Genomic DNA, 19,735 nt, shown 5'->3' with positions numbered 1-19,735 from the left:
GCAAGTCTTTCAATTGATGATGCTCCAAAGAATCCATCAATTTCTGGAACATTTTTAATTACATATTCTGCATCTTCTGGATCTGCAATTGGACCACCATGACAAATTACTAATATGTCTGGATTTACTTCTCTACCTGCTGCAATAATTTCACGGATTTTTACGCAACAATCATCTAATGTAACGGCTGTTTCAGCTCCAATTGATCCTTTTGTTGTAAGACCCATGTGAGCAACAAGAATATCTGCTCCCGCTTCTGCCATGGCTCTAGCTTGTTCTGGATCGAAAACGTATGGACATGTCAACATATCAAGTTCATGTGCCTTACGAATCATGTCTACTTCAAGTTCATATCCCATTCCTGTTTCTTCAAGGTTTGCACGGAATTTTCCATCAATTAGTCCAACTGTTGGGAAGTTTTGAACTCCATTAAATCCTTGATCTTTTAATTGTTTTAAGAAAATATCCATAATGCGGAAAGGATCTGTTCCGCAAACTCCTGCTAATACTGGTGTCTTTTTAACAATTGGAAGAACTTCTTGTCCCATTTCTTGAACGATTTTGTTAGCATCTCCATAAGGAAGAAGTCCAGATAATGATCCACGTCCAGCCATTCTAAAACGACCTGAGTTGTAAATGATCAGCATATCAACATCTGCTTTTTCTGAGCATTTTGCAGTAATACCTGTACCAGCTCCAACTCCTACAAGAATTTTACCTTCTGCTATTTCTTTCTTAAAGTCCTCCATAATTTCTGCTCTTGATTTATTTAACATTGCTTTACCCCTTTCTTTTTATTTTCTATTTTATTTATTCATAAGTCTAATAAGTTCTTTTGCTGCTGTTATAGCAAAATCGGCATCATTAATATTATTATCCATAACTCTGATTTCAACTTTTGGATTATCTATGCCGTTTCTAATTGAATCAAAAAGAATTTGTCTTTCTTTTTCTCCTTCAAAAGGTTGTCCTTCTGCATCAATCATAGATACTCCCTTGCCAGGAAGAAGTACTAACATATCTGTTTCAGCCTTATTCCACTTTTCTGAAAGAGCCGCACCAACTTTTGAGTTTTCAAGTTCAGTTGTTCTCATTAATGTTACGCTTGGATTGTGTTTATATAAATTTCTTCCACTAAATTGAGATGGAACTGACTCTATAGGACCAAAGTTTACCATGTCGCAAGCTCCAACAGATACTACTTGTGGAACTTTCTTACGAATAGCTGCTCCACACCTGTCTGTTCCTGCCGCTAAAACTCCTCCTACAAGCTGATCGCACCATTCTGTTGTTGTAAGATCAAGCACACCTTTAAAGAATCCTGCGTCAATTAAAGATTCCATTGTTTTTCCACCCGCTCCTGTTGCGTGGAATACTAATACTTCATATCCTTGTTCTTCAAGATAAGCCTTAGCTTGATCTATACACGGAGTTGTAACTCCAAACATAGTTGCAGCAACTAAAGGATGTTCATCTTTTTCATCAGGTTCATATTTTTCTTGAAGTTTTACCATTCCAACTACGGCTAAAACGGCATTTTTAAAAATTGTTTTTGAAATCTGATTTAAACCAGCAACATCAACTATAGAAGGAATCATAATAATATCACTTGTTCCAACATACTGAGATACATTTCCTGAAGCCATTGTCGATACCATAACCTTTGGTAGCCCAATTGGAAGCGTTCTCATAGCAGCCGTAGCAAGAGCCGTTCCGCCTGAACCACCACAAGATATAATTCCATCAAATTTTCCTTCAGTATAAAGTTTTAGTATTATAGATTTCACACCGTTGGATAAAATTTCTGTAGCAAGCGAACGATCCTTTTTATCTACAATTTCTTTTATATTATAGCCAGCTGCAGCAGCTACTTCCTCATTTGAAACATCAGGTGTAAATGTTGGTTCAAATGTACCTGTGTGAATTGTTAGAGTTTTACAACCTTGCTCTTCAATCAAAGATTTTACATATTTAAACTCAGCACCTTTTGTATCAAATGTTCCCACAATTGCAATTGTTTTCATCTATATCCCCTTTCTAAACATAAAATTATAATTAAACTCGTAAACTTATTATATTATAAATTTTTTAATAAATGAGTTTCTTTTTATTTATTTTTTATAAAAACTATTTAGTGATATAAAATTATCTTTAGTGACTTTGTTAAAATAAATTTACAAATACTATTTCTCTATAATATTAAACTTAAATTAGTAACTGTGAGCATAGATTTCCTATGAGTATAGAAATTTTGAAAACTTTAAGAGTCATGTTTTAATGATCTTTCAGGCATAAATAAGGGGCGAGAATTTACCTCGCTCCAACATTTAACAAAGAGCCTCTATTTTAATACAGAAGCTATTTTCATATGTCTAAATCATTTTTTAAATTGTTTTATTTAAATACTTTTAACTTCTTTGCCCAAGTTCGAAAATCTCTTTATATAATATGTTACAAATATAAGTGCTGTTATTACCCATGACACTGGATAGCAAGTTAGTACGGTTATAAGGTTATGATTATATGGAACGATGAATAAAATCCACAAAATTCTTGAGACACAGGTCCCTAAAAAAGTTATGGTCATAGGTCCGAACGTATCTCCTATTCCTCGGATCGCTCCTATCAAGACATCGTAAACAACATAAATAAGATATAAAGGAGCAATGAAATGCATAATTTGAGAAGTGATTGAAATTACATTTTCATCATCAATAATAAATTTTGCGAAAACTCCACTAAAGAAATATAAAGTACAACTCACTACTGCTATTGATGACAGAGCCATAATTAAACCGGCTTTTACACCATTTTTTGCTCGATCGTACTTTTGTGCACCATAATTTTGAGCAACAAAAGTTGATGCAGCAACACAAAAAGCATCAGATATAGCCCATACAAGAAAATCTAATTTTCCACAAACTGCCCAAGCAGCAATGCTGTCAACACCTATGCTATTTATACTGCTTTGAACTATTGTGTTGGAAATCGGATACAAAGCAGAATGTGTTCCAATAGGTAAACCTAATTTAAAAATTTCTAATATATGTTTTTTATAAAATCTTAGCTTTTTAAATCTTATTCTGCAAGGCAGTTCTGTTTTAGTCAAAGATATTATAATTAAAATAGCACTTATAGATTGAGATAAAACAGTAGCAATGGCTGCTCCAGCAACACCTAATTTAAGAAATACTACAAAAATAAAATCTAAAATTACATTAAAAATATTAGCTACGATTAAAAAATAAAAAGGTGTCTTTGAATCTCCAAGTGCTCGTAATATACCTGAGCCTACATTGTAGAGCATAGATACAACTATCCCTGAAAAATAAATAAAGGCGTACCACTGAGCATCATTTACAATTTCCTCTGGAACACGAATAATTTTTATAGCAAAAGGCGACAAAATACATCCTATTATAGTAAATGCTATTCCTCCCGCAAAGGCAAATAAAATAGCATTATGACTTGCATCTGAAACCTCTCTATTCTTCCCTGCTCCATAATATTGAGAAATAATAATCGTCGCACCTGATGCAAGGCCAGTAAAAAAATTGATTGGGAGCCTTGTCAATGCAGTTACAGATTCTACTGCAGCTAGTGCTTCTTTTCCAGCAAATTTACCGATAATGATTGCATCTGTAGTTGTATAAAGTGATTGGAAAAAAGTTCCAAGGAAAATCGGCAGTGCAAATTGTAACATGATTTTCCAAACTGTTCCTTCTGTTAAATTGTATTTTTTCAAAACTTCTTTTGTACTCATAAGCTACACTACTCCAGTTTATTTTTTGAAGTTAATACTATTATCCAATTTAAATATCCTTCAAAAATTATACAAGCAGTACAAAACATTTGATCACTTGCAAAACAAGTATATGGCATGCTAAGTTAAAAGTGAATAGTTAAAGACATATTTAAATTCTAATTAACTATCAACTATATAGAAAATTTAATTACCTTGTGTCCTTTTAAATTTTTACAAGATTTTTGGTCTTCACTCAATAAAATTTATCTACCTCTATATTTACCGATTTTATAAATGTAATTTAATATTTATCCATCTCATTTTCTAGTATTTAATTCCATCCTTTACTGGAACTTCAATAAATTTGCAACTAAACATTTTTACCTCCTGATTTTAAATTATATCAATCTTAATTGCACTTATATTATACACTTTAAAAATAAATCTTATAGTTTTCTTGCTCAACTGCTGATTTTATTCTTGCTCTCTTCTTTATTTGCAATTATCCTAAAAATCTATAGTTGCCATAAAACATGACAAAGGTTGCTACAAGTATAAAAATATGCCAAATGGCATGATTGGAGAGGATCTTCTTTATTGAATAAAAAATAGCTCCTCGGGTATAAAAATCTGCCAAGTATCAAAAATAAAATATAATATATGCCTATATACATATAAATCTGATAGATAAGAAGAAGAGATATCCATCCCATTGCCGTATGTATAATCATGGAAGCCTTACTTATCCTATTTTCTTTACCTATGGTAAAGGCTATTATGTTCATCGCTATTCCTATTAATGCAAAAATCCAGATTAGAACAAATATAACTATGGAAAAGTATACCTTAGACCAATTAGGATAATTGGAATATATGAACCTGCAATTGTTAGATAGATTAGACCATGATCAATTGCCTTAAAGATTGTCCTTGCTGAGAGATTGGTATATCATGATAGCGGCTTTGTGATAAAAACATTACGGCTACTATGCTTATAAAATAAATTAACCACGTCAAAAATCCAATAACATCTTTACCACTGTACGCTTCAAGGACTACTGGTATAAAAAATATCAGGCTTAGGATAAATCCTAAAATGTTGGTAGCTATATTTACTGCTACTGCAATTTAATTTTCAAACTTAAAAATTCTTACTGCAATAATATAAAACCTTTTAACTTCTTTGTTTTTATATCTGTATGTTCTTTATACGAATAAATACAAAAATCCATATAATTTCAGCATACTCTGAAATTATATAGATTTTAAATTATTACTTATATTGCTATTTATTTTAAACTTTATTCAATAAGCATAATTGTTTATTGTAATCTTATATGTCTTCTTCTGTTGCATTTTCTACTATAAAACCATCGGCTTTATTTGATTTTTCTTTTAACTTCATCTTTATTTACAAATCCAAAAACTTCATTCGAGATCGTTTTTCTTATTGTCTCCTAATAAAAATAGCTCATCACTTTAAAAATATACCATGTCTATTATTCTCTATGTTTTATCACAACTTTTTGATCTGGTGCTTTTTCTAAATGTAGTGGTATATTTTGAAAGAACCACCAGTCTCTATCTTTTATCGCCTCGTTAAAGGTTACGTCAATGTAGTAAGTTTCTTCATTAATCACTACATAATTCCATCTGTGTTTCATTAAAATACTACTTATAGAACCAACATTTAGGCCAGATGCCTCTCCTAAAATTAAGAATAGTTCTGAAAATGCAGTACAAGTTCCTTTTCCTCTTACTATTGCGTAAAGGGCGGATCTAGCTTTAAGTTCCTTATCATAGGTTATTTTATCTATGATGAAGTTATTAAGATACTTAACTTTTTCAAAGTCGGTTAAGCTTTCTGTTCGCTCTTTTACATATTTTTCTAAAGCTATCAATTCTTTAAAAGCCTTTTTTTCTGCAAAGAATATAACCCTTAAGTCGCATTCATAATATGTTTCCTTATCCCTTATATCCTCCACTCTTACGGCTAAATAGTAATTTAGAGTTGCAATATCAGGAATGCAATATGGTCTATCTACTCCATCTCTTTGCCTATTTTCCGATAGATAGTTTTTTAATCCTTCATCCACTTTTATGGTTATACACTTATAGAACTCTTGGTCCGAAGCGTTAAAAAAAGTCTCTTTGACAACTAATCCCAGTTCTTCTAAGCTTGTTAAAATTTTTTCTTCAAGCATTGTTTTACTCCTAAGGTTTTCTTCTTTTATATAAGATAATAATCTTATAAGTATTAAAGCAAGGGGTATTTTCTTTTTAGAGCCTTATAGCTTAAATATTTCTTAAATCATTCCAAAAAAACTTAAAGACATCTTCTATTGCCATTTCTTTTTCTTCTAAGCGTATCAAGTTTCTGTTATTGCTTTTTTTACTTATATTGTAATTTAATCTTTCTTTCAAGTAATATTTTGACTTTACCTAAGCGGTTTAAAGATTCGAAACCTTTAAACCATGTTCTTCAAAAACATACTCTTCGATTTCTTAATGGGTTCCTTTTTTATTAAATTCTATTTCACTACTTTATTTTATTCATTAATGATGAGCATCCTTATTCTTGGCCTCTTAATAAAAAAGTATAGATAACATTATTATTTTTTTAAAAAATCTCGTTTATGCTAAAATCTCAAAGCTTTCTATCTTCTAATTTAGAATAGCACAAAATTTCTTATAATATATAATATATTATCACCTTACCCACATAATAAATTTATAAATAATTAACTATATATAATTTTGAAATAAAAAAGCACCTACAATTTAGATGCTTTCATAAAAATTTAAGTTGATATTTTTTATTCATATATAAATAGATTGTCTACTGTGGTATCTAGTGCTGCTGCCAGCTTAAAAGCAAGTTCAAGCGTCGGATCGTACTTATTATTTTCAATAGCATTAACTGTTTGCCTACTTACTTCGCAGATATCAGCCAATTCTTGTTGAAATAATCCCTTTTCTGTTCTAATTTCTTTTATGTGATTCTTCACTTTTGATCACCTATATTTTTTCATGTTAATTAGTTGTGAAATATTAAAAGCGATAGATATTATTCCGATATAAATTATCGGGCTATCTTCAAATCCAATCCTAGAATTTTGCTCAAAGAAAATATTCCAAATTATATTTATAATTAAAAATATTATCCCCACTATTAATGCAGTTAAACTTGATTTTTTTACAATATATCCTTTCCTTTCATCACCTTTTTTAACTAAAGTAACTATCATAACTAAAGTACATATTAATGATGCAAGAAGAAATAGCCATAGAAAACTTAAAAACAGAATTTGATTTGATTCAAAAAAATTTATACTCTTCATATTAACCTCCCATGTCAAATACTTTTGACATAAGTATATGCTTTTTTAAATTGTATGTCAAATACTTTTGACATGGTTCGATATGAAAATAAAATTTAATTCATATTGTCAAAGATAAAAGATACTTCTAAACCAGGATGCTTATTTTTTATAGTAAAAGTTCCATCGTGTAATTCGGCTATTTGTTTAGATATAAAAATACCCAAACCATGTCTTGTAATATTAGTCAAATCTTCTTCCTTAATTTTTCTTATAATATCTTCAGCTACTCCTTCTCCTTCATCTAATATAGTAATAATTAGAATATTTTCATAATCTGAAATTGTAACTTTAATTTCCCCGTCTGTATAAATTAGTGAGTTTTTTAAAATATTTTCAAGCATCCTATAAAATAAATTTGGATCCATTTTTATTTTTATATTTTGATTTTTTATATTATTTTCAAAAATAATTTCTCTGTCTGAATTTTCATTTAGCTTATCTACTATAAGTTTTCGGATTACTTTTAATGGGTTTTCTTCACTGAAATTTTCTTTATCTATGTTAGAAAGCGACAAAGTAAGATTTAAACTCTCTAGGATATTTGAAATTTTTAAAACTTGTTCTTGTATATTTTCTGCGTCAAGATCCTCTTTATTATCTTTACTTAGTTCCCATGAAATTTTTGCAAGTGGTGTTCTAACATCATGGCTCACACCTCTGATCCACTTGCCTTGAGATTCTTTTAAATTATTAAATTTTTCATTTGCCTTATTTATGCTAAAAGCTAGGTCTTTTAATTCTCCATATTCATCTAACTTTTCATAGTCATCTTCATAGAGCTTATCTATTGCTCTTTGAAATGGTAATATGTTTTTAAAGATTTCTTTAATATCAATCTTATAAATTATATAGACAAATAATAAAAACAAAATTAAGAATATTAGAACCAATTCTAAGTTAAAAACAAGGTTTTTGTAATTATAATAATTAAAGGGTAATTTATCCAAAGAATTTTTGGGATATGCAAATAGAAGCAAACCATCCCCTACAATGTATGTAAATACAGGATAATCAGCCAAATAAAATCTTGTGAATCTTGCAACATCTGTAATTTCAAATTTATCTTTAAGATTTTTTGGCTTATTAAAACTTTCGATTACTCTTCCATTTTTATCGAGTCTTATCGCCCAAATATCTTTTTCTTTTAAAAATTCTTTGTTTTTTTCATTTAGATAAACCTTACTTTTATTATTTTCTACATAAGAATAAACATCATTAGGTTTTGGATATTCATTATTTAATCTGTAATTTAAGTAGAGAAAAATCATAAGTAAAAATATTAAAAAAAACATTAAAGATAGTATTCTAATAACAATTTTTTTAAACCTTTTTAAAATATAATTAAACATTATTAATCCTCTTTAACAAGTTTATAACCAAGTCCTTTTATGGTGACTAAGATTTTAGGATCTCTTGGATTATCCTCTAGTTTCTCACGCAACCTATATATGTGAGTTATTAGCGTGTTTTCATAGCCATAAGAATCTTTCCAAATATTTTCTAAAATTCTATCAATTGAAACTATCATGTTTATATTTTCAGATAAGTAATCTAGGATTTTAAATTGTGTGGCAGTTAATGCAATTTCTTCTCCATTTTTTTCAAGTATTCCCTTCGATTTATCGAAAATCACATTTCCCAAACTTATCTTTTCTTCACTTTTAATTTTTTTGCTTCTTCTTAAAACTGCATCAATTCTCCAAAGAAGTTCATCTGGAAAGAAAGGTTTGACTAAATAATCATCTGCCTTGTTTTCAAAGCCTTCTCTCCTATCATCTATTCCATCAAGAGCAGATAAAATTATAACGGCCATATTAGAAGTCTGTCTAACTTCCTTTAATAAGTCAAAACCACTTCCATCTGGAAGCATTAAGTCTAAAACTATTAAATCAATTTTAAAGTTTTCTAATTTAAATCTAGATTCCTTTAAATTTTTAGCAGTATAAACTTTTTTAAATCCCTTATTCTTTAAAAAATTATATAAATTTTCTAATAAGTTTTTCTCATCATCAACTAGCAATATAGAAAAATTACTTCTAAAATCCATTTAATCCCCCTCATTAACCTTATTATACAACACTCTTTTAATTTATCTGTCTTTGTGATGTAAAAGTGATCTTGTTTAAACTTTATTTTTATCTGCGCCTAGTATCCTATTTTTAGGAGGAATATACATGAAAAAAATACTGGAAATAAATAATTTAAAAAAATCATATAACAATAAAAGAGTTTTAGATATTGACTCTTTAGAAATTGAAGAGGCTTCTATTTATGGCTTAATAGGTAAAAACGGAGCTGGCAAGTCCACTCTCATGAAACTTATACTTGGTCTTGTAAAAAAAGATGGCGGCACAATTAAAGTTTTTGGACAAGAAGTAAATTCAAAAAATCAAAAAGATTTGAATAAAAATCTTGGTGCTTTAATTGAAAATCCTTCATTTTATGATCACCTAACTGGATATGAAAATCTGGAAATAATATGTAAGCTAAAGGGAATAAAAAAAGAAGAAATCTTAAAAACTTTAGACCTTGTAGGTCTTAGGAATGTAGATAAAAAGAAAGCTAGAGAATATTCATTGGGTATGAAGCAAAGACTTGGCATAGCCATGGCATTAATCGGTAATCCCAATCTTTTAATTTTAGATGAACCTATAAATGGATTAGACCCTCAAGGAATCGAGGAAATGAGAAATTTATTTAAAAGTATTGTAAAAAATACTTCTACAAGCATCTTGATATCTTCACACATTCTTGATGAAATAGAAAAAATTTCTAGTCATATAGGCATACTTAAAGATGGGAAATTGACCTACAATGGAAGCTTAGAAGAATATAGAAAACTCCATCCACCATTTATATCCTTGCTTACATCAGACAATGAAAAAGCTCTAAGTCTTTTAGGCCTTGGTGAAGATAGGATAAAAGGGAAAAAAATAATTTTAGGTAAGATGTCTAATCAAGATATTGCAGATATAGTAAATTTTTTAAATGGTAAAGTAGATATATACAGGATAGAGGAAGAAAAAGAAAGTTTAGAAAAGCTATTTATTGAAGAAAGCAGGTCCTAATATGAAAAACTTAGAAAGAAAAAAATACAAAAGACTAGGGATAAATTTCTTAATAATAACAGTATTTATTGCTCAAATACTAATGGTTGTGGGTGTTGGACTTTCAAAATCTTTTTCAGAAAGCAAGTATCCACTAGCTTACATCCTAGACACATATTTATTTATATCTTTATTGATAAATCCAATATTAATATCATCACTTGTAAAAAAAGTAATTGAAATTGAAGAAAAAAACAATATGTGGCAAATTCAAATAATCCTTGGAGAAAAAGTTAATTCTATTCTCCTTAATAAATTTAAAAATTTATCTTTTAAGCTAATTTTATTACAAATAATTGAAGCTATTGTCTTTCTTAAACTAGCAATGAATTCAGATTATTTTAGTATTAATGGCCAAATGATTTTAAGATTTGGCTTAGTAAACCTTTCAGCTTTAATAATAAATTTATTTTTCTTAGGATTATTCATGATAATAGAGATGAAAACAAAAAAAGTCTACACCCTATCATTTATTTCTATAATAGGAGGACTTACCGGAATAATTACTATGCTAACATCTAAAGTTTTAGCTTACATCAATCCCTTTGCTTGGATGGCAAGCCTTTTGAATATTTCTTATGTAAATGAAGGAAACAAATTTGTCCAAGTATTAAACCCAATAAATTTTTATACAGTAATCATTGCACTTATATTTTTAATACTAAGTATTGTCTATTTAAAATCAATGAAATCTTACAAGTTATGGAAAGACTAGGAGGAAAAATGTTAAAATTAGAATTTAAAAAAATAAAGTTTATAAATATTTTAATAGTGAGCCTTATAATACCATTATTAGCCAATGCTTTTGGACTTATAAACTATATGGGAAACAGAGAAACATTAACCAATGAGTGGCAAAGTCTATGGACACAAGTAAGTTTATTTTACTTTTCCTTTTTCTATATACCTTTAATTGCGATTGTAATAGCTAGTCTATGGTCAGTAGAACACAAGGCCGGACTTAAATTTATAAGATTAAGTCCTAAGAAAAATATGTCATTTATAATAGCCAAGTTAATTTTAGCTTTTATAATAATAAGCCTTTGTCAAATATATTTTTTGCTCTTATTTTATCTAGGTGGAAAATTTATAGGAAATTTTTCAAGCATAAACTTCAATATGTATTTTTACTATATAATAATTAGCATATTTTTAGCACTCCCAATTATAGGAATTTTTGGATCTCTTGCTATAAAAATAAAGTCTTTTGGAATAATAGTTCTCCTATCTAGTATGTTTACAATGCTAGGATTTGCAACAGCTTATAAAGCCCTAAAAATAATAGGCATAAGCTTTTTAGCAATTGAATCTAACAACTTCAGATATATAAATGTGCATGATTTAGGATTATTGATTCTTTTTGCGATAGGAGAATTAATAACATGCTTATATCTTTCTAACAAATTTTTAAAATACGAAAACAAGTAATTTTTAAAAGGGGCTATAAAAAATTTCAACTTATCTTTAAATTTTCTTAAAATAACAAAAAAAATTCTAGTTTATAAAATTAAAATCCCTAAAACTTAGGCAATAATTAATAATAAAAGCCCCTTAATTTTATTCTAAATCTTTCTTATCACAAATATTAAAAAGTTTAATGGTAAGTATGAATAAAAATTAAGATTCTTCAAAGACCTAGCAATTAGGAATAACTCGATTAATTTTTAATTCTTTACTATAACTACTTCAAATAATAAAGCTATTTTATAATTATTTATTTATATTTTTTTATATTCATTCCTATTATCATACCTAATAACATCCCAATAGACATTTCAACGACTATATTTTCTGCACCCAATGCTATTCCTACTGCAGTTCCTATACCCATACCAATGGCCATGCCTTCAGGCATATTATTTTCAACTTCTTCATCTTCATTAGATTCATATTCTGATTTTTTCTTAGCACTATGAACAACATAAACAGCAAGTATACATATTAAAATTATAGGTAATATTATTCTTAAAATTTCCATATTATATCTCCCTTTAATAAGATATCCCTAGTTTAAAAAACAATCAATTCTCTATAATCATAAGCAAATTCACTTGTATCATTACCACAACTTATAGACTTATCAAGAGTCATAATTGCAGCAAGAACTCCATAAATCTTTTCTATTAATTTTTCTTTATCAACTCTATATTTTAACCCTGGTCTTTTTGAATAAAAAATTTACTACCATCTAGTCTAAAATATATTAAACCTACAAAGTGAAATTTATCTTTTTCTTAATGGTAATGCTATTAAATTTCCAAACAATGCAATAACAGCATATCCAACTGAATAAACCCATGCACTTGAGTTATAAAATATAAATATAGATGGGGTGAATATAATTGCTACGCTCAAAATATAGCAAAAATCAAACCCATTTTTTCTTCCATAAAAAATAGAAGTAATCAAACATATTAGAGGAATAATTACTAACATAACAATCATTGCGCTTCCTGTGTCTTTTATAAGAAAAGGAATTATATAAAAATCTATTAACAAAAGTAAATAGAAAACCATGTTCTTTTTTAATTTCTCAATCATATCAGTATCCTTTTAATTTCTAATTTATCAAAATGATTTTTCGTATTCTATCCTTTTTTCTATTATACAGTATACTTAGGTTTTCGCGGCTATTTTCCTTCTACTTTTGACATCAATGCTACACTCTCGACATTACCTATTTTGTCCAAACTATAATCAAGGTCATAATCTATAAGCGGAAGCTTGAAAACAACCGACTTTATCCAAGTGTCTTTTTCTGTTTTTTCGTCATAGATTTGAATTTCTTCTATCAATTCATTAAGTAATCTCTTTTTGTCGATATCTGAAAGGACTGTATAAAGGCTATTAAAATTAACAATAATTTTATAAATATTATCAGAGGTTATTTTTTCTTCAAGGATCGCCTCTTTCCTTTTTCCACTATCATTTAACTGCATTTCTGCATATTCTAACTGGTCATATATAGCATCAAGTCTAAGATTTAAATCAGTGTATTTTCTATCATAATGTTTATCTTCAAAATTTAAAGAGTCTATTTGATTAATTAGTGATGCTTTTGTACCTGTTAATTGCCTAATCTTCGCTAAGTGTTTATTAATAACTTCATCAATTTCTTTTGTGTCTATTTGAATATTGATTTTTTCTTCAATTTTTTTGGCAAAAGTAGGATTACTAACTATTTGAGTAATTATTGTTTCCACTTCTTTTTCAATTAATTCAGCCCTAATTTGTTTATTAAAAGTACATTTATGTCCATTCATCATTTGTCGATGTTTACATCCGTAATAGTAATAATCTTTGTAATGCTCTCCTTCTTTGTTTTTATTACGTTTACGGCTTTTATTTCCATATAAACCAGCACTACAATATGGGCATTTTATTAGATTTGATAAGATATGAACTCTCTCATCTTTTCCTCTATTTATCTTCTCATACTTTTTAGCTTGAGATTTTCTTTTTTCCTGAACTGTATTCCATAACTCATCGTCAATTAAAGGTTCATGATTTCCTTGAGCTATAATATAATGATCAGATTTTTCTAATTTAATTTTACCAGTATTTTTATCTTTAATCGTTTTTCTTCTTCCATATGCAATTTTCCCATTATATACGGGATTATCCAATATTTGTCTTATTAAACTAGCTGAAAAATATGGATTCTTGCCATTTTGTCTTATAGGTTTATTAATACCTAAAGAAACTAAATACTTAGATACTCCATTGGCTCCCATATCTGAATTAGCATATAAATCAAAAATCATCCTTACTGCTTTAGCTTCATCTTCATTAACAACTAATTCTCCATTATCTAATGAATAGCCAATTGGAGCAAAACCACCATTCCATTTTCCTTCTCTTGCCTTTTGTTTCCTTCCTTCCATAGTTTGAGAAAGTATATTTTCACGTTCCATTTCTGCTACTGCCGATAGAATTGTTATAACAAGTTTTCCAGAATCTTTAGAGCTGTCTAAACTATCATCAACACAAATCAGATTTACATTATGATTTTCCATGACTTGCAATGACTGCAATACATCCGCTGCATTTCTTCCAAATCTAGATAATTTAAAAACCATTACATAATCAACTTTATCTTTTTCAGCTTCTATATCATTAAGCATAGCTATGAATTCATTTCTACCTGTAATAGATGTTCCTGATTTTCCAGCATCTTTATAGGTTTGTATTATTTCTATATCATAAGCTTTTGCATACTGCTTTATTCGTTCTTCCTGGGCATCAAGTGAATAGCCGTCAATTTGCATAGATGTTGACACCCTAGTATATACATACGCTTTTTTCTTTTTCAATTGCTTTAAATGCTGAAGCTTGAGCTGTCATTCCTCTTTCTGATGCAAGTCTTTCAATTGATGATGCTCCGAAGAATCCATCAATTTCTGGAACATTTTTAATTACATATTCTGCATCTTCTGGATCTGCAATTGGACCACCATGACAAATTACTAATATGTCTGGATTTACTTCTCTACCTGCTGCAATAATTTCACGGATTTTTACGCAACAATCATCTAATGTAACTGCTGTTTCAGCTCCAATTGGTCCTTTTGTTGTAAGACCCATGTGAGCAACAAGAATATCTGCTCCCGCTTCTGCCATGGCTCTAGCTTGTTCTGGATCGAAAACGTATGGACAGGTCAACATATCAACTATTAAACTATTCCTTTGTAAATCGCTCTTGTTTTTCTTGTGATTAGCTACACTCATTCCCTGGCAAGGGGGAGTCGCAATAATAATATCAATATTATCATTACCAAGTTTTTCCCAAAGCTTGATTTCATTTGAAATCTTATCTTTAGTTTCCTGTCTCTGAATATCTCCACTTATATAACCACTATCGAATTTACATTTTTTATTTATTCTTTGAATTTCTAAACGTCTATCAATAATTTCATTCGTTGCTAAACATTCAAATCCCTCTTGTTTAAATCCATAGCATCCTACTCCCGCTGATGAAAATAATAATATATAAGTAAGAACATTATTTATCATTTAACTTGACCTCATTCTTATATCCAATAATATCTCCAATATCACATTGAAAATACTCACAAATCTTCCCTAATGTTTCCAAGCTTCCATTTTTGCTATTGTCTTGGTGTAGTTGCGATTGCACATTGTAAGTCTGTTTTTTTCATATTTTTATCTATTAATAACTTCCATAACTTATTATATGAAAATCCCATATCATTCTCCAATTCTATATTTTACCTTTCTAAATGTATAAATTAACTACCTAATTATAGCAAATAACACAAATTCCTTTCAATTATATGATTTACTGCGTTAAACTAAGCAAAAAAATAAAGGCAGTCCGAAGACTGCCGATATATATCTATCTCCATATACATTTATCGTGGTCATTAGAAAATATTAGAAAAAGAATTCAAAAGAATATCTCATCAAAGCTAAGAAAGTATTTTAAAAGAAGCAAGAGTTTACTCACAAAGCCCGCATTTAAGCTAACCTCTGAACAAGCTAATGAAGTATCTTTAATGTTAGAATTAAACGACGATTTAAAACTAGCATATAGGTCAAAGGAACTGTTTTATCAATATGTACTTACTCAGCCTAACAAAATTAGAGCATCTAAAGCTTTAAGAGAGTGGATAAGAAGAGCAAAAGAATCTAATTTAAAAGAATTTAATTCATGTATAACAGCCTTTAACAACTGGTTTTTAGAGATGTATAATTCATTTGATTATCCTTGGACCAATTGTCCTCTAGAAGGAACTCATACTAAGATAAAAACATTAAAGAGAAATTGTTTCGGTATTAGAAGTTTTAACTTGTTTAGAAAGAGAATTATGTTTTCTTGTAAATAGCGATTAGGAAAACGGGAAAATTTGCAAAACCCCTGGGGTTTTATTTGCTATGTTTATTTTTAGTTATTTTTTTGTTATTTTATGTTTTTGGTTTTTTATGTGTAAGTGGTTGATTTTTACATTAAAAGAGAGACTCAAATGAACGAGCCTCCCCAATATTTGATGACATAGAGCCATTTTTTCTTAGATTCTATAATCCCTCATACTTCTTCCTGCTATTGCAACAGTAGAAGCATTGTGTAAGAATGCTGATTTTGTGTTGGTCAAATATCCAAACACTCCTAAAATTACAAGCGCTCCATTGAAACTGATTATTTCTCTGTAATTCTTGTGTACTCTCTTTTCTAGTGCTTTGGCTATCTTTATAACGTCTATTAATTCCTTTAGTGAGTCTGATTTGATTGAGGTGTCTGCAATTTCTTTGGCTATATCTGATCCAGCATGCATAGAAATTCCTACGTCTGCTGAAGATAGAGCGATGGAGTCGTTGATGCCATCTCCAATCATAACTACTGTTCTTCCCATAGCTTTTTCTTTGTCTACATAGTTTTTCTTGTCTTCTGGAAGAACTTGTGACTCATAATAATCTAGTTCTAATTTTTCTGCCACTGCTCTTGCTGAGTTTTCTGCATCTCCTGTAAGCATAGCTATTCTCTTGATTCCTAATGCTCTAAGTGCTTCTATTGTATATTTTGCATCTTCACGTATTGGGTCGTCTATACAGATGACAGCGATTAGTTTTTCATCGTAGGCTAGGTATAGAAGTGAATAGTCTTCTTTTAGCTTTTCGATTTTCTTCTTTTGTTCTTCGTCTATCTCAATCTTTTCATCTTCTAATATAAAGTGAGCTGATCCTATGAGAGCTTCTTTGTCTTCTATCTTAGATCTTATTCCGTGGGCAATTATATATTCTGGTTTTGAGTGCATTTCATCATGATTTAAATTTTTGTCTTTAGCTGCTTTTACTACCGCATTTGCAATAGAATGTGGGAAATGTTCTTCTAGACAAGCTGCTATTCTTAGACACTCATCTTCGTCGTAGTCATAGAATGCAATTACCTTTTCTACCGTTGGTTGTGACTTGGTAATAGTACCTGTCTTGTCAAATATTATTGAATCTGCTTGGGCTAACTTTTCTAAATATCTTCCGCCTTTTACAAGGATGCCTCTTTCCGATGCGGATGATATCGCCTTCATGGTCGCTATTGGTATAGTCAACTTAAGGGCACATGAAAAGTCTACCATCAAGAATGATTTTGCCTTTATAAAGTTCCTGGTTAGTAGGTAGGTTGCTACAGCTCCTAAGAATGAATACTTAACCATAGAGTCTGCCATGGATTCTGCTTTCTTTTCAGCTAGTGATTTATTCTTTTCACTTTCACCAATTAGTTCTATTATATGGTTAATCCTTGAGTCATCGTACTTTTTAATTGTCTTTACAAGGATGACTCCTTCTTCTAATACTGTTCCTGCGAATACTGTGCTGCCTTCAGTCTTCTTAACCGGCAATGACTCTCCTGTAAGAGAAGCTTCATTTACCATTCCAAATCCTCTTATGATTTCGCCGTCAACAGGGATCGTGTATCCCATACTAACTTCTACAAGATCGCCTATTTCTATCTCTTCAAGATTTTTTAAATACTTCTTATTTCCATCTACTACTAATACTTTATCTACGTTTAGTTTAAGTGATTGGGCTAGATTTTCTTTTGATTTTTTAAGGGTGTATTCTTCAAGTTCTTCGCCGAGCCCAAGTAGGAACATGATGTTGCCTGAATCTGCAAATTCACAATCTAGAATTGATACTCCGATTGCTGTTGCATCTAGAACATTTACGTTTAACTTGCCTTCTCTTAGACTCTTGAGTCCAGCCTTGATGTATGGAACAGCCTTCATTACAACCCATATTGGTCTAAGTGGCATTGGCAAAATATGAGCAAAGAATATTCTTCTATACATTGCATCACGCAAGATATGGAATAGTTCTCTTCCATCTTGAGGCACGAAGTCCGCATCATCTATTTCAAAATCCGCTAACTCTTCTAAGTCAAGATTCATAATAAATCTTGCAATATTGGGTAGATATTCTTCTTCGTAGTTTACAATAATGGAATTTGCAAGGGGTGAAACTTTACAAAATTTAACCCCTGCCAATTTTTCGACTTTGTATTTAATTTTGTTTACATCAGAATCCCTTAGCACGCCTTCGTAATTGAAACGGCATCTGCCATGGGTTCTACTAACAATACTTGCTATCATCTTACTTTGCTTAAATTATTTAACTTCTTCAGCTACTTTTTCGATATCTAAAGTAGCTTTCTTTTCAGCTTCTTTCTTTTCAGCTTCAGCTTTTTTAACTTTAGCTTCAGCGATGATATCTTCAGTAGATACTTTTACATTTTCAACAGTCTTGTCGATTTCGTCTTTTATTTTAAGTCCTCCGGCTACTGTGTTTACTGCTAACTTCTTAACTGTTTGTGAGGCTAAAACTTTGCCACCTATTGCTCCTACTACAAAGCCTACTCCTAAATTTAATAATCTTCTTTTCAATATAATCTCTCCTTTTTATTTTAAATTTGTACTTTCAATATTTTTAACTATCCTACTCCATACTATATTGTATACCCTAATTTAAAAAAAATCACTCTCAAAATATATTTTTGATAATGTAATTATCTTTTAATGGAGTTTGCACATTATCAAAATTATTTTACAAAGGGATATTCATAACATTTTGTTCTTTTTACATAATAGTTAGAAAAAATATTATAAAAATATGTCAAATATTATAATTTTACTTCTAATAATTTTTAATGAGACAGATTAAAATTTGATTTATAAAAATAAAAAGGATCTACAGTGTAGATGCTTTTAATCAAAAATTATTTTAATCTAATCTATATTTCGTTTTCCAAAAATCTGCCGTAAGCTTCGTTATCTTTTTCAATCTTTTCGCAGTGGTTGTATCCTTCCCAGATTTTTAGTTTGGATCCAGGAAGTCTTTTTTTTATGAGTTTTTTTGCGTATTTTAAATTATTATCCTCAGATCCGTAGCAAAATATGCACTTCTCTTGATCTTCATGAGATAGATTAGGCACATTTACAAAGGCGCAGCTACGAATGATATTTTTGATGCTTTCATCGTCTAATCCGATAAATGTATCTGCAATTATCTCTGCCAATTCTTCTCCTGTCTTTTCTGCTATTAAATGAAGAGGATAGTTTCTATCCACCTTAGATCTTTTATGGTATCCAAGAATAGTTTTTCTGGCGATCATCTCTAAGAATCTCGCCTTCTGCGTAAGGCTACAACCTTCAAAGACACATTTCTTAATCTTTATTCTCTTGTCATTTAAAAGATGTAGAAGCAATGCTCCTCCAAGGGATGCTGCAAATGCAAGATCCATTTCTACTATATTGTTTCTTATCAGAAGTTCTGCTATTTTCTCCGCCTCAGATTCTGCTGATTCAAATATTTCTGTGGAGTCTCCATGGCTGGATAACTCCGGAATAATGTACCTGTAGTCTTTTGACATTTGATCTGCCACCATTTCCTTCATCCCTTGTGGAGTAAAAGATATGGGATGGATAAGAAGTACAACATTTTTATTTTCGTTATTTATATCTAAAAAATTCATGTCAACCTCTCTATAC

At 29.8% G+C, this 19,735-nt stretch carries 20 protein-coding genes and 1 pseudogene; 4 read left to right on the top strand and 17 right to left on the bottom strand.

Annotation, left to right across the window (positions count from 1 at the left end; genetic code table 11):
• The 9 genes from PEPCATONIAE_RS04195 to PEPCATONIAE_RS04155 all read right to left on the bottom strand — a co-directional run.
• The coding region (locus tag PEPCATONIAE_RS04195) for a phosphoenolpyruvate hydrolase family protein (protein WP_246060441.1) at positions 1-749 on the bottom strand (749 nt) is incomplete at its 3' end.
• Positions 750-806: 57 nt separating this feature from the next.
• The gene (locus tag PEPCATONIAE_RS04190) at positions 807-2,024 is read right to left on the bottom strand and encodes a Tm-1-like ATP-binding domain-containing protein (protein ID WP_138159704.1); all 1,218 of its coding nucleotides are present in this window, start codon (positions 2,022-2,024) and stop codon (positions 807-809) included.
• 374 nt (positions 2,025-2,398) lie between these two features.
• The gene (locus tag PEPCATONIAE_RS04185) at positions 2,399-3,763 is read right to left on the bottom strand and encodes an MATE family efflux transporter (protein WP_138159703.1); all 1,365 of its coding nucleotides are present in this window, start codon (positions 3,761-3,763) and stop codon (positions 2,399-2,401) included.
• Between the two features lie 1,481 nt (positions 3,764-5,244).
• Entirely contained in the window at positions 5,245-5,949 is a 705-nt protein-coding gene (locus PEPCATONIAE_RS04180; RefSeq protein ID WP_138159702.1) for a transglutaminase-like domain-containing protein, read from the bottom strand.
• Between the two features lie 91 nt (positions 5,950-6,040).
• Positions 6,041-6,169, bottom strand: coding sequence for a hypothetical protein (locus PEPCATONIAE_RS08690; RefSeq protein WP_282957729.1), 129 nt, complete (start codon positions 6,167-6,169; stop codon positions 6,041-6,043).
• 392 nt (positions 6,170-6,561) lie between these two features.
• A complete protein-coding gene (locus tag PEPCATONIAE_RS04170) occupies positions 6,562-6,753 on the bottom strand; it encodes a helix-turn-helix transcriptional regulator (protein WP_019131768.1) in 192 nt (63 codons plus the stop codon).
• Between the two features lie 6 nt (positions 6,754-6,759).
• Positions 6,760-7,086 (bottom strand): hypothetical protein, encoded by a 327-nt coding sequence (locus PEPCATONIAE_RS04165; protein ID WP_138159701.1) that lies wholly within the window; start codon positions 7,084-7,086, stop codon positions 6,760-6,762.
• A 95-nt stretch (positions 7,087-7,181) separates the two neighbouring features.
• The gene (locus PEPCATONIAE_RS04160; RefSeq protein WP_138159700.1) at positions 7,182-8,477 is read right to left on the bottom strand and encodes a sensor histidine kinase; all 1,296 of its coding nucleotides are present in this window, start codon (positions 8,475-8,477) and stop codon (positions 7,182-7,184) included.
• A 2-nt stretch (positions 8,478-8,479) separates the two neighbouring features.
• Positions 8,480-9,175, bottom strand: a complete 696-nt coding sequence (locus tag PEPCATONIAE_RS04155; protein WP_138159699.1) for a response regulator transcription factor — start codon at positions 9,173-9,175, stop codon at positions 8,480-8,482.
• 127 nt (positions 9,176-9,302) lie between these two features.
• Here PEPCATONIAE_RS04155 and PEPCATONIAE_RS04150 point away from each other — a divergent pair, with 127 nt between their 5' ends.
• From PEPCATONIAE_RS04150 to PEPCATONIAE_RS04140, 3 genes are read left to right on the top strand one after another with little or no spacing between them, the layout of a single operon-like run.
• Positions 9,303-10,196, top strand: coding sequence for an ABC transporter ATP-binding protein (locus tag PEPCATONIAE_RS04150; protein WP_138159698.1), 894 nt, complete (start codon positions 9,303-9,305; stop codon positions 10,194-10,196).
• A 1-nt stretch (position 10,197) separates the two neighbouring features.
• The gene (locus tag PEPCATONIAE_RS04145) at positions 10,198-10,950 is read left to right on the top strand and encodes a hypothetical protein (protein ID WP_138159697.1); all 753 of its coding nucleotides are present in this window, start codon (positions 10,198-10,200) and stop codon (positions 10,948-10,950) included.
• A gap of 8 nt (positions 10,951-10,958) precedes the next feature.
• A complete protein-coding gene (locus PEPCATONIAE_RS04140; RefSeq protein WP_138159696.1) occupies positions 10,959-11,663 on the top strand; it encodes an ABC transporter permease in 705 nt (234 codons plus the stop codon).
• A 286-nt stretch (positions 11,664-11,949) separates the two neighbouring features.
• Here PEPCATONIAE_RS04140 and PEPCATONIAE_RS04135 read toward each other — a convergent pair whose 3' ends face one another.
• From PEPCATONIAE_RS04135 to PEPCATONIAE_RS04110, 5 genes and pseudogenes are all read right to left on the bottom strand, one after another.
• Positions 11,950-12,213, bottom strand: coding sequence for a glycine zipper domain-containing protein (locus PEPCATONIAE_RS04135; RefSeq protein ID WP_138159695.1), 264 nt, complete (start codon positions 12,211-12,213; stop codon positions 11,950-11,952).
• Positions 12,214-12,458: 245 nt separating this feature from the next.
• Entirely contained in the window at positions 12,459-12,776 is a 318-nt protein-coding gene (locus tag PEPCATONIAE_RS04130) for a DUF2651 family protein (protein WP_138159694.1), read from the bottom strand.
• Between the two features lie 89 nt (positions 12,777-12,865).
• Entirely contained in the window at positions 12,866-14,503 is a 1,638-nt protein-coding gene (locus tag PEPCATONIAE_RS04125) for a recombinase family protein (protein WP_246060434.1), read from the bottom strand.
• Positions 14,504-14,516: 13 nt separating this feature from the next.
• Positions 14,517-15,248 carry a phosphoenolpyruvate hydrolase family protein gene (locus PEPCATONIAE_RS08590; RefSeq protein WP_138159692.1) on the bottom strand — a complete coding sequence of 244 codons (732 nt, stop codon included), beginning with the start codon at positions 15,246-15,248 and terminating at the stop codon, positions 14,517-14,519.
• A pseudogene (locus PEPCATONIAE_RS04110) lies at positions 15,238-15,442 on the bottom strand (helix-turn-helix domain-containing protein). The gene PEPCATONIAE_RS08590 and the pseudogene PEPCATONIAE_RS04110 overlap by 11 nt, the downstream one beginning before the upstream one ends.
• A gap of 87 nt (positions 15,443-15,529) precedes the next feature.
• Between PEPCATONIAE_RS04110 and PEPCATONIAE_RS04105 the strand changes: the two are divergent.
• Positions 15,530-16,081, top strand: a complete 552-nt coding sequence (locus tag PEPCATONIAE_RS04105) for a transposase (protein ID WP_138159691.1) — start codon at positions 15,530-15,532, stop codon at positions 16,079-16,081.
• A 183-nt stretch (positions 16,082-16,264) separates the two neighbouring features.
• Here the strand turns inward: PEPCATONIAE_RS04105 and PEPCATONIAE_RS04100 are convergent, their stop codons facing one another.
• From PEPCATONIAE_RS04100 to PEPCATONIAE_RS04090, 3 genes are all read right to left on the bottom strand, one after another.
• Positions 16,265-18,340: a heavy metal translocating P-type ATPase gene (locus PEPCATONIAE_RS04100; RefSeq protein WP_138159690.1), complete on the bottom strand. Its 2,076-nt coding sequence runs from the start codon at positions 18,338-18,340 to the stop codon at positions 16,265-16,267.
• A gap of 15 nt (positions 18,341-18,355) precedes the next feature.
• The gene (locus PEPCATONIAE_RS04095) at positions 18,356-18,631 is read right to left on the bottom strand and encodes a DUF6110 family protein (protein WP_428842295.1); all 276 of its coding nucleotides are present in this window, start codon (positions 18,629-18,631) and stop codon (positions 18,356-18,358) included.
• A gap of 347 nt (positions 18,632-18,978) precedes the next feature.
• The gene (locus PEPCATONIAE_RS04090) at positions 18,979-19,719 is read right to left on the bottom strand and encodes an alpha/beta hydrolase (protein WP_138159688.1); all 741 of its coding nucleotides are present in this window, start codon (positions 19,717-19,719) and stop codon (positions 18,979-18,981) included.
• Positions 19,720-19,735 lie beyond the last annotated feature (16 nt).

The organism is Peptoniphilus catoniae, assembly GCF_901447155.2.
GTDB lineage: Bacteria > Bacillota > Clostridia > Tissierellales > Peptoniphilaceae > Peptoniphilus_E > Peptoniphilus_E catoniae.
This window is presented reverse-complemented; position numbering and strand designations above follow the sequence as displayed.